The 11101-nt window shown below is 62.0% G+C and carries 9 protein-coding genes; 1 reads left to right on the forward strand and 8 read right to left on the reverse strand.

Annotated elements, in window-relative coordinates; all coding sequences use genetic code 11:
- Nucleotides 1-4: 4 nt before the first annotated feature.
- Nucleotides 5-403: a hypothetical protein gene (locus tag HMPREF9697_RS12305; RefSeq protein WP_002717551.1), complete on the reverse strand. Its 399-nt coding sequence runs from the start codon at nucleotides 401-403 to the stop codon at nucleotides 5-7.
- Nucleotides 404-654: 251 nt separating this feature from the next.
- On the opposite strand from HMPREF9697_RS12305, the gene HMPREF9697_RS12310 reads away from it, so the two are divergent.
- Nucleotides 655-1245, forward strand: a complete 591-nt coding sequence (locus HMPREF9697_RS12310; RefSeq protein ID WP_002717552.1) for a DUF4337 domain-containing protein — start codon at nucleotides 655-657, stop codon at nucleotides 1243-1245.
- Between the two features lie 78 nt (nucleotides 1246-1323).
- On the opposite strand, the gene lpdA is transcribed toward HMPREF9697_RS12310, so the two are convergent.
- The 7 genes from lpdA to HMPREF9697_RS12345 form a co-directional block, all read right to left on the reverse strand.
- Nucleotides 1324-2724: a dihydrolipoyl dehydrogenase gene (lpdA, locus tag HMPREF9697_RS12315; RefSeq protein WP_002717553.1), complete on the reverse strand. Its 1401-nt coding sequence runs from the start codon at nucleotides 2722-2724 to the stop codon at nucleotides 1324-1326.
- Between the two features lie 108 nt (nucleotides 2725-2832).
- On the reverse strand, nucleotides 2833-4068 hold the full coding sequence (gene odhB, locus HMPREF9697_RS12320; RefSeq protein ID WP_002717554.1) for a 2-oxoglutarate dehydrogenase complex dihydrolipoyllysine-residue succinyltransferase: 1236 nt from the start codon (nucleotides 4066-4068) through the stop codon (nucleotides 2833-2835).
- Between the two features lie 93 nt (nucleotides 4069-4161).
- Nucleotides 4162-7104: a 2-oxoglutarate dehydrogenase E1 component gene (locus tag HMPREF9697_RS12325; RefSeq protein WP_002717555.1), complete on the reverse strand. Its 2943-nt coding sequence runs from the start codon at nucleotides 7102-7104 to the stop codon at nucleotides 4162-4164.
- Between the two features lie 284 nt (nucleotides 7105-7388).
- A complete protein-coding gene (gene mdh / locus HMPREF9697_RS12330) occupies nucleotides 7389-8357 on the reverse strand; it encodes a malate dehydrogenase (RefSeq protein WP_002717556.1) in 969 nt (322 codons plus the stop codon).
- Nucleotides 8358-8478: 121 nt separating this feature from the next.
- On the reverse strand, nucleotides 8479-9657 hold the full coding sequence (zapE, locus tag HMPREF9697_RS12335; RefSeq protein WP_002717557.1) for a cell division protein ZapE: 1179 nt from the start codon (nucleotides 9655-9657) through the stop codon (nucleotides 8479-8481).
- 59 nt (nucleotides 9658-9716) lie between these two features.
- The gene (gene thpR / locus HMPREF9697_RS12340; protein WP_002717558.1) at nucleotides 9717-10295 is read right to left on the reverse strand and encodes an RNA 2',3'-cyclic phosphodiesterase; all 579 of its coding nucleotides are present in this window, start codon (nucleotides 10293-10295) and stop codon (nucleotides 9717-9719) included.
- A gap of 154 nt (nucleotides 10296-10449) precedes the next feature.
- Nucleotides 10450-11097 (reverse strand): arylesterase, encoded by a 648-nt coding sequence (locus tag HMPREF9697_RS12345; RefSeq protein WP_002717559.1) that lies wholly within the window; start codon nucleotides 11095-11097, stop codon nucleotides 10450-10452.
- Nucleotides 11098-11101: the final 4 nt, after the last annotated feature.

An 11101-nucleotide genomic window follows, 5' to 3' on the forward strand; every position in this document is an offset into this window, starting at 1 on the left:
CTCGTCATCGGACGATGATAAAAATGATCCCGATCGCAACCATGCCAAATGAAACAGCCGCCAGCGGCAGCAGCATATCGACCATGGCTTCCGATGTTCTGATATGACTGCCCCAGACAGGAAATTCGCCGGACATCCACTCGCGGAACGTCACAATTCTCCGATCCGCCGCCGATAAGTCCGCCTTTCGCCGCCATACACGCGCTATGATCGCAGGTATCCCAATCGCGATCACAAAGAACATCGTGATCATCGAAAGCGGCAGCTCCGTATCCGCCTTGCGGTCAAATACAAGCCACGCCGAAACCGTGAACAAGATGATCAATCCGATGGCGATATCGTAGACCACCGGATGAAGTCGGCGTCGCAGCGGCCGGTCACGTGGGATGATGTCGTTGGCCATCGCACCGTCCTTTCCCTTGTATTTTCCGCCCTCCTTCAATGATTTAAGCGTCAGAACGCACGTCAGGTTTCATGGAATCGGACACACGCGCATTATCTTTTGTTCAGAAAGCCGGTCGGACGCCGCAGCGTGAAGGCCCAAAATCGGCTGATCCGATACAATCAAAAATTTGCCGTGACGGCTCTGCGCGGCCCTTGCGCGGCGACAGGCGTTCAGCCAATCGTGGCGCATCGATAGCGGGAGAATCACCGATGAGCGCCCACGAGAGCATGGAACACGCCGAGCATGCCGAACATGCATCCGGCTCCAACAAGAAGATCGCCCTCCTGATCGCCATCATCGCCTTGTGCCTCGCGTTGTCGGAGACGCTCGGCAAAAGCGCGCAGACCGAGGCGATCAGCAAGAACGTCGAGGCTGCCAACCTGTGGGCCTTCTTCCAGGCCAAGAGCATTCGCCGCACCCAGGTGCAGACCGCGATCGAGCAGATGAAGGTTGCGAGCGATACATCCTCGGATGAAGCGCTCAGGACCGCCGCCGCCAAGCAGATCGAAATCTGGCAGAAGACGGCGGCACGCTACCGCTCCGAACCCGAGACCGGCGAAGGCTCGGAACAGCTCGCCGCCCGCGCCAAGCATGCCGAGCATGACCGAGATCTCGCGTCGGCCCGCTACCATCATTTCGAACTGGCTTCAGCCGCATTCCAGATCGGCATCGTACTGGCCTCGGCCACCATCATCACCGGCATGATGGCGCTGGCCTGGGGATCGGGCCTGCTCGCGGTGATCGGCATCGTCTTCACCGCGATCGGCGTATTCGCGCCGCACGCCGTGCATCTGATGTAGCGCGAAAGAAAAGCCCCGCCCTTCGCGTGAAGGACGGGGCAAAGCATCACGATTGATACTGCCTGACGGCAGCGTTCCTCACATATGAATGGCGCGCTTGGCGACCGCCATCGCCGCTTCCTTCACCGCCTCCGAGCGGGTCGGGTGCGCGTGGCAAGTGCGCGCGAGGTCTTCCGCCGCGCCGCCAAACTCCATCAGCACCGCGCATTCATGGATCATCTCGCCCGCTTCCGCGCCGATGATGTGCGCGCCAAGCACGCGGTCCGTTTTCGCGTCGGCGATAATCTTCACAAAGCCGTCGGTGGTCTGGTTGACCTTGGTGCGACCGTTCGCGGTGAAGGGAAACTTGCCGACGTTATAGGCAACGCCAGCCTGCTTGACCTCCTCCTCGGTCTTACCGACCGACGCGACCTCCGGGAAGGTGTAGATCACGCTCGGGATTACGTCGTAATTGGTGTGGCCGGCCTGGCCCGCGAGCGTCTCTGCCACCGCGACGCCTTCATCTTCCGCCTTGTGCGCGAGCATCGGCCCGGCGATCACGTCGCCGATCGCGTAGATGCCCTTCACATTGGTCGCAAGGTGCGCGTCGGTCTTGATGCGGCCGCGCTGATCCAGCTCGACGCCTGCTTCCTTCAGGCCGAGACCATCCGTGTACGGCACGCGGCCGATCGCGACCAGCACCACGTCGGCTTCCAGCGTCTCGCTCTTGCCGCCTGCCGCCGGCTCGATATTCACCTTCAGCGTCTTGCCGGAGGAATCAACACCGGTGACCTTGGAGCCGAGCTTGAACTCGAAGCCCTGCTTCTCGAGGATACGCTGGAAGGATTTGGCGATCTCGCCATCCATGCCCGGAATGATGCGGTCGAGGAATTCGACCACGGTCACCTTGGCGCCGAGACGCCGCCATACCGAGCCGAGTTCGAGTCCGATCACGCCGGCACCGATCACCAGCATCTTTTCCGGCACTGTCTCGAGCTTCAGCGCGCCGGTGGACGACACGATGCGCTTCTCGTCGATCTCGACGCCCTTCAGCTTCGCGACATCCGAACCCGTAGCGATGACGATGTTCTTCGTCTCCAGCGTCTGGGTCTTGCCGTCCGTACCCTTGACCTCGACCTTGCCCGGCGCTGCGATCCGGCCAGTGCCGACAAAGGTCTCGATCTTGTTCTTCTTGAACAGAAAGCCGACGCCCTTGACGTTGCCGTCGACGCCATCGTCCTTGAACTTCATCAGCGCGGGAAGATCGAGCTTCGGCGCGCCGACATTCACACCCATCTTCGGCAGCATGTGCGCCGCTTCCTCGAACCGCTCGGAGGCGTGCAGCAAGGCCTTGGACGGAATGCAGCCGATGTTGAGGCAGGTGCCGCCGAAGGTCGGATTCTTCTCAACCACCGCGACCTTCATGCCGAGTTGTGCCGCGCGGATCGCGCAGACATAACCGCCGGGGCCGGTACCGATGACAACCAAATCGAAAGACATAAGAGACAACTCCGAACGAACTTTTCATCGTCGGGGCCGGTTCGCCCCAACCATCCGCATCGAGACGTGAACGCCCGGCGCGAGGCCGGACGTGATGGAAAAACGTAATTACAGATCGAGCACGAGCCGCGCCGGATCCTCGAGGTTTTCCTTAACCCGCACGAGGAAGGTCACCGCTTCCTTGCCGTCGATGACGCGGTGATCGTAGGACAACGCCAGATACATCATCGGACGTATCTCGATCTTGCCGCCGACCACGACGGGCCGCTCCTGAATCTTGTGCATACCGAGAATACCGGCCTGCGGCGCGTTGAGGATCGGCGTCGACATCAGCGAGCCGTAGATGCCGCCATTGGTGATGGTGAAGGTGCCACCCTGCATCTCGTCGATCTTGAGTTGACCGTCGCGCGCACGCTTGCCGAAATCGGCGATGTTCTTCTCGATCTCGGCGATCGACTTGTGATCGCACTCGCGCACCACCGGCACCACGAGGCCCTTGTCGGTGCCGACCGCGACGCCGACGTGATAATAGTTCTTGTAAACGAGGTCGGTGCCGTCGATCTCAGCGTTGACGGCGGGGACTTCCTTCAGTGCCTGCACGCAGGCCTTCACGAAGAAGCCCATGAAGCCGAGCTTGGAATGATGCTTCTTCTCGAACAGATCCTTGTACTGCGCGCGCAGTGCCATGACGTTGGTCATGTCGACCTCGTTGAAGGTCGTCAGCATCGCAGCGGTGTTCTGCACGTCCTTGAGGCGGCGCGCGATGGTCTGGCGCAACCGGGTCATCTTCACCCGCTCCTCGCGTGCGGCGTCGTCGGCCGGCGACGGCGCGCGAACCTGCAGTGACGCCGCAGGCTGATTGATCGGGGTCGGCGTTGAGGCCGCCTTCTCGATCGCGGCCATCATATCGCCCTTGGTGACGCGGCCATCCTTGCCGGAACCCGGAACGGTGCCCGCATCGATGCCGCTCTCGGCTGAGAGCTTGCGCACCGACGGCGCCTGCGGCGCATCGGCGGGTGGGGACTTCTGCACTGGGGCAGATGCGGCAGCCGGAGCAGCGGCTTTCGCCGGCGCGGCTTCGGCGGGTTTCGCAGCAGCGGGCTTGCCCGCGCCTTCGGTGATCTGGCCGAGCAACGCGCCGACCGCAACCGTCTCGCCATCCTTGGCAACGATCTCGCCGAGCGTGCCGGCGGACGGCGCAGGCACCTCGATGGTCACCTTGTCCGTTTCCAGTTCAACGAGCGGTTCGTCGACGCTGACGGCATCGCCGGTCTTCTTGAACCAGCGGCCAATGGTGGCCTCGGTGACGGATTCGCCGAGTGTCGGAACGCGGATTTCAGCCATGTCTTGCCCTTTTTGCGTTTTCGGCGGCGGGGGCCGCCAACGCGATCAAAAAAATCCAGGAGGCGGCGCATTGCGCGCCGCCTGCAAATTGTCTCAGCCGAGCGCCTCGTCGAGCAGCGCCTTCAACTGGGCCAGATGCTTCGACATCAGGCCCGTCGCGGTTGCGGCGGCAGGCGCGCGGCCCGCATAGCGCGGACGCTTGTGGGTGGCACCGATCTGGTTCAACACCCACTCGAGATACGGCTCGATGAAGTGCCATGCGCCCATGTTGCGCGGCTCTTCCTGACACCAGACGAACTCGGCGCCCTTGAAGCGTTCGAGCACCTGCACCAGCGTCTTCAGCGGCACCGGATAGAGCTGCTCGATGCGCAGCAGGTAGATGTCATCGATACCGCGCTTCTCGCGCTCCTCGAGCAGGTCGTAATAGACCTTGCCCGAGCACATGATGACGCGGCGGATCTTGGCATCCTCGACCAGCTTGATCTCGCCACCCGTCTCCGCGTCGTCGCGCAGGATGCGATGGAACGAGGTATCCGGCCCGAATTCAGCCAGACTGGAGACGGCGCGCTTGTGCCGCAGCAGCGACTTCGGCGTCATCAGGATCAGCGGCTTGCGGAATTCGCGCTTGAGCTGACGCCGCAGCACGTGGAAGTAGTTCGCAGGCGTCGTGAGGTTGGCGACCTGGATGTTGTCTTCCGCACACATCTGCAGGAAGCGCTCCAGACGCGCCGACGAATGCTCCGGTCCCTGACCTTCATAGCCGTGCGGAAGCAGGCAGACGAGGCCCGACATGCGCAGCCACTTGCGCTCGGACGAGGAGATGAACTGGTCGAACACCACCTGCGCGCCGTTGGCGAAATCGCCGAACTGCGCTTCCCACGCCGTCAGCGTGTTCGGCTCGGCCAGCGAGTAGCCGTATTCGAACGCGAGCACCGCCTCCTCGGACAGCGCCGAGTTGATGACCTCGTACTGACCGACCTTGCCGCCGAGATGGTTGAGCGGCGTGTAGCGGCTCTCATCTTCCTGATCGAACAACACCGAGTGACGCTGCGAGAAGGTGCCGCGCTCCGAATCCTGTCCCGATAGGCGGACATTGTGTCCTTCACGCATGAGGGAGGAGAACGCCAGCGCCTCGCCGGTCGCCCAGTCGATGCCTTCGCCGTTATCGATCGCCTTGGCGCGGTTTTCGAGGAAACGCTGCACCGTACGATGCAGGTGGAAGCCCTCGGGCGCCACGGTGATCTTCCGGCCGATGTCCTTGAGCTCTTCGATCGGCACGCCGGTGATCACGCGGCCAGCTTCGACGCCGGTTTCCGATGACTTGAAACCGGTCCACTTGCCGTCGAGCCAGTCGGCCTTGTTCGGCTTGTAGCCTCCGCCCGCCTCGAGCTCGGCGTCGAGCCGCGCGCGCCAGTCGGCCTTCGCCTTGTCGACTTCGCCTTCGGTCATCACGCCATCGGCGATCAGCCGCCTGGAATAGATATCCAGCGTCGAAGGATGCGTCGCGATCTTCTTGTACATCACCGGCTGGGTGAACGCGGGCTCGTCGCCCTCGTTGTGGCCGTGCCGGCGGTAGCAGAACATGTCGATGACGACCGGCTTATGGAATTTCTGCCGGAATTCGACCGCGACCTTGGCGGCGAACACCACCGCTTCCGGATCATCGCCGTTCACATGGAAAATCGGCGCGTCGATCATCTTCGCCACGTCCGACGGATACGGCGAGGAGCGCGAGTAACGCGGATAGGTCGTGAAGCCGATCTGGTTGTTGACGATGAAGTGCAGCGAGCCGCCGGTGCGGTAGCCCTTCAGGTCCGACAGCGCGAAACATTCCGCCACCACACCCTGGCCCGCGAACGCCGCGTCGCCATGCATCAGCAGCGGCAACACCGAGAGGCGCTCCGGATCGTCGTTCTGGTCCTGCTTGGCGCGGGTCTTGCCGAGCACCACCGGGTCGACGATTTCGAGATGCGAGGGGTTCGCCGTCAGCGACAGGTGAACCTTGTTATTGTCGAACTCGCGGTCGCTGGATGCGCCGAGGTGATACTTGACGTCGCCCGAACCCTCGACCTCGTCGGGGTTGGCGGAGCCGCCCTTGAATTCATGGAACAGCGCGCGGTGCGGCTTGCCCATCACCTGCGTGAGGATGTTGAGACGTCCGCGATGCGGCATGCCGAGCACGATGTCGCGCACGCCGAGATTGCCGCCGCGCTTGATGATCTGTTCGAGCGCGGGGATCAGCGCCTCGCCACCATCGAGGCCGAAACGCTTGGTGCCGGTGAATTTGAGATCGCAGAATTTCTCGAAGCCCTCGGCCTCGACAAGCTTCATCAGGATGGCGCGGCGGCCTTCGCGGGTGAAGCTGATTTCCTTATCCGGGCCCTCGATGCGTTCCTGAATCCATGCCTTCTGCTCCGGATTGGAGATGTGCATGAATTCGACGCCGAGCGTCTGGCAATAGGTGCGTTCGCAGATCGTCACGATCTCGCGCAGCGTGCCGTATTCGAGACCGAGCACGTGGTCGAGGAAGATCTTGCGGTCGTAATCGGCGTCGGTGAAGCCGTAGGAGCGCGGATCAAGCTCCTCGTGGCCGATCTGCTCCTGGATGCCGAGCGGATCGAGATTGGCGTGGAAGTGACCGCGCATGCGGTAGGCGCGGATCAGCATCAGGGCGCGGACCGAATCGCGGGTCGCCTGCAGGACGTCCTGGTTGCTGGCGGCCGGCGCGCTGGCGGCGCGCTTGGCGATCTTGTCGCCCATCACCTTTTCGACCTGCGCCCAGTTGCCGTCGAGCGCGGAGGTCAGATCGTCGCTGGGGGTCAGCGGCCAGTTAGGCTTTTCCCAGGACGGACCGCGCGCGTTCTTTTCGACATCAGCGGGAGCGTCATTGAGGCTTTTGAAGAACGACTGCCATTCGGGATCGACCGAGGAGGGGTCCGCATCGTAGCGGGAGTACATCTCGTCGATATAGGTGGCGTTGGCGCCGTCGAGAAAGGAAGTAAGGGCGAAGTTGGCGTTCGCGTCCTGGCGGGACATATCGCGTCCTGATGGGCTGGGATGCGTCAGGAAAACTGAACCTTGCGTTCAATTCTGCTGCATCGATGTGATGTGGCACTCTCTACCCTATTTGGGGCGAAAGTTCGCGGAGAAAAGACACAAGATATGAATTTGAAATTCGCACTATCGTCGCATGCGTTCTGGTGTTTGAAATACCAGAAGTGAATTTTCATAAGAAAACGGCCGGGGGATGCCCGGCCGTTCGACATTCTGAAAATACGAAGAAAATGCGCGGCAGGACGCCGCACATCTCAAACTGCGACTTATTTTCCGAGCAGATCAGGTGCGATCTTTTTGCAGGCGTCGGTGAGGGTCTGCACCGCCTCGACCGACTTGTCGAAGGCCTCGCGGTCCTTGCCCGACAGTTCGATCTCGACGACGCGCTCGACACCCTTGGAGCCGATTACCACCGGCACGCCGACGTAAGTGTCCTTCACACCGTATTCGCCGTTGAGATAGGCGGCACAGGGCAACACACGCTTCTTGTCGCGCAGATAGCTCTCCGCCATCGCGATCGCCGATGCCGCCGGCGCATAGAAGGCCGAGCCGGTCTTGAGAAGGTTGACGATCTCGGCGCCGCCATTACGGGTGCGGGTCACGATCTCGTCAATGCGAGCCTGCGAGGTCCAGCCCATCTTCACGAGGTCTGGCAGCGGGATACCTGCAACGGTGGAATACTTCGTCAGCGGGACCATGGAATCGCCGTGTCCGCCGAGCACGAACGCGGTGACATCCTCAACCGAAACGTTGAACTCATCGGCGAGGAAATAACGGAAGCGCGCCGAGTCCAGCACGCCGGCCATGCCGACCACCTTCTTCGCCGGCAGCTTGGAGGCCTTCTGCAGCGCCCAGACCATCGCGTCGAGCGGGTTGGTGATGCAGATCACGAAAGCTTCGGGTGCGTATTTCGCAATGCCCGAGCCGACCTGTTCCATCACCTTGAGGTTGATGCCGAGCAGATCGTCGCGGCTCATGCCCGGCTTGCGCGGCACGCCGGCGGTGACGATGCAGACATCCGCACCGGCCAGCGCCTCATACGAATTGGTGCCCTTCATTTCGGCATCGAACCCGCTGATCGGCGAGGACTGCGCGATGTCGAGCGATTTGCCCTGCGGAATGCCCTCGGCGATGTCGAACATCACAACGTCGCCGAGCTCTTTCAGACCGACGAGGTGGGCAAGGGTGCCGCCGATCTGGCCAGAACCGATCAACGCAATCTTGTTACGTGCCATGAGAATGTCCTTGTGAAGTAAGGTGACGGGAAAGTCGCAAACCCGTTAAACCTTTCGGCAGGGCCGTTCAAGTCAACCTTGGGGCCAAACGATGCCTCGGTTTTCCGGCTTTTGAGACAGGTCAGGTTTCGACCAGACCGGTAGATGCCCCGCTGGCGGCGGAATCGCTGCGACCGTGCGGCAGCGCGAGGTACGAATCCGATCCCATCTCGATGATGCGCGACACCGTGCGGGCGAATTCGCGCGCCTCGACGCCTTCTTCGGAACGGTAGATCGAGGACGGCTCGGCCGCCGCCGACGCCATCAGCTTCACCTTGTTGTCGTAGAGCGCATCGATCAGCGAAATGAAGCGCTTGGCCGGATTGCGCTCCTCGAATTCCATCACCGGAATGTGGTCGATCAGCACGGTGTGATAGTCGCGTGCGATGCGCAGATAATCCGGCGGACCAAGCGGACGCTCGCACAGACCCTCGAAGGTAAAGCGCGCGACGCCGCGGGCGGAATGATCGATGTGCAGCACGCGGCCTTTCAGTGCGATGTCGCGCGACGGCGCATCCACGCTGCCGGTGAGCTTGAGCCAGGCCGCATCGAGCTTCGCGCCAGCCTCTGCATCGTCAGGCACCAGCCACATCTTGATGCCGGAGAGTTTTTCCATCCGGTAGTCGGTGCGCGCATCGAGCCGCAGCACCTCCATCCGCTCTTCGATATCCGCGATGAACGGCAGGAACAGCGCACGGTTGAGACCGCCTTTGTAAAGGTCTTCCGGCGCCACGTTCGATGTCGCGACGATCACGGTGCCGAGTTCGAACAGCCGCGCGAACAGCCGCCCCAGGATCATCGCATCGGCGATATCAGTGACGTGGAATTCGTCGAAGCACAGCAGCCACGCTTCCTCGAAGATCGAGTTCGCGGTGAGGTGGATCGGATCGGCGTCGGCGATCTCGCGCCTGGCGATCTTCTGGCGGAAATTGAAAATGCGCTCGTGGACATCGGCCATGAATTCATGGAAATGCGAGCGGCGCTTGAACGCGACGGTACTGTTCTGAAAGAACAGGTCCATCAGCATCGTCTTGCCGCGACCGACCTCGCCATACACGTAGAGGCCACGCGGCGGCGGCGTGCCCTCGGCGAACAGCCGGCCGAACAAACCCTGTTTGCGCGGCTTGTAGCGATCGAGATGCGTCTCGAGCGTTTCAAGTTTTGAAACGGCTTCCGCCTGCGCGGCATCGGGCTCGATGGCGCGTGAGGCGAGGAGCTGCTCGTAGCGAGCTCGCAGTGGCGAAGACGTGGACACATCCATGCCCGCAACCGGCCCCACCACAGCGAAAAATGCAACCGCTACGGAGGTCGAACCCCCCGTTATGAAATGAAATATCGCCCCTGCGCGGCACGATCCCTTTCACGAGACGAAAACGCGTAGGAATCCTCGATCACATACGGGCCGCCACCAACCGAGGCGCGCGAGGAAAACAGCACGAAGCGGGAGGCGATGAATTTCTTCGCCGGGAAATAGCCACGGACCGAGAGGTAATCGGCGACGTCGCGGCTCGAGGCATCGCGCAGACGCGCCAGCGTGACATGCGGAATGAATTTCCGTCCTTCGGGATCAAGCCCGAAGCGACGCATCAGCCGTTCGAGTTCCGCCTGCAGTTCCATCAGAGGGCGGCTTGGCTCAACGCAGGCGACCACCGCGCGCGGTTTCTTGCCGCCGAAACTCGACAGGCCCTGCACCGTCACCTCGAACGGCTTGCGGTCGACGCGCTCCAGCGTGTTCGCGATCTCGCGCGCGACGTAATCGTCGATGTCACCGATGAAGCGCAGCGTGACGTGATAATTTTCGGGATCGATCCAGCGGCCGCCGGGCAATCCGCCACGCAGCATCGACAATGATTGGGAAATGTCAGGCGGGATCTCAAGTCCAGTGAATAAGCGGGGCATCGCACTCCCTCGACGCTGTGCCCCGTGCCGGTCTTCCGTCGTCGCTGACGAAAGCCGCCGGGCGCGAATCACTCACCCGAATCAATTGCCGCATTTGTAACGCAGCTACATGACGATGCGAAGCGAGCCGGTGGACAGTTTCTACGCAACCACCTCACAACGCCGCCCGTACAGGCGGCAATGTCTTCACGAATGCCTCAACCGCAGGCAGAATTCGCTGCACGATGACGTCGACGCCAGCTGCCGTAGGGTGCAGGCCGTCGGCCTGCTTCAGCGCGCTGTCGTTCACGACGCCATCGAGAAAGAATGGATAGAGCGCGACGCCATATTTTTTCGCGAGATCGGGATAGATGCTGTTGAACGCCTGCCCGTAAGGCTCACCGAGATTGGGCGCGGCATACATGCCGCACAAGAGCACGGCGATGCCCCGCGCTTTCAGCCGCTGGATAATCTCGCTCAGCGCGGCGCGCGTGACCCTGGGCTCGATGCCGCGCAGCATGTCGTTGGCGCCGAGTTCGACGATCACGGCCTGCGTGCCTTCGGGGATCGACCAGTCGAGCCGGTCGCGGCCACCCGATGCGGTATCGCCCGACACGCCCGCGTTGATGATGTTAGCGGCGATGCCCTTCTCCTTCAGCGCCTGTTGCAGGCGCACCGGAAATGCGGCCGACGCCGGCAAGCCGTAACCCGCGGTGAGGGAATCGCCGAGCACGGCGAGCTTCAAAGGCGCGCCGTTCGGGGTTTCCGCCATTGCGGCATTGCTCAGGTTCACGAGCACAAGCGCAATCGTGAACAAAAACATCCGC

Source organism: Afipia felis ATCC 53690, assembly GCF_000314735.2.
In the GTDB taxonomy this organism is placed as follows: Bacteria; Pseudomonadota; Alphaproteobacteria; order Rhizobiales; family Xanthobacteraceae; genus Afipia; species Afipia felis.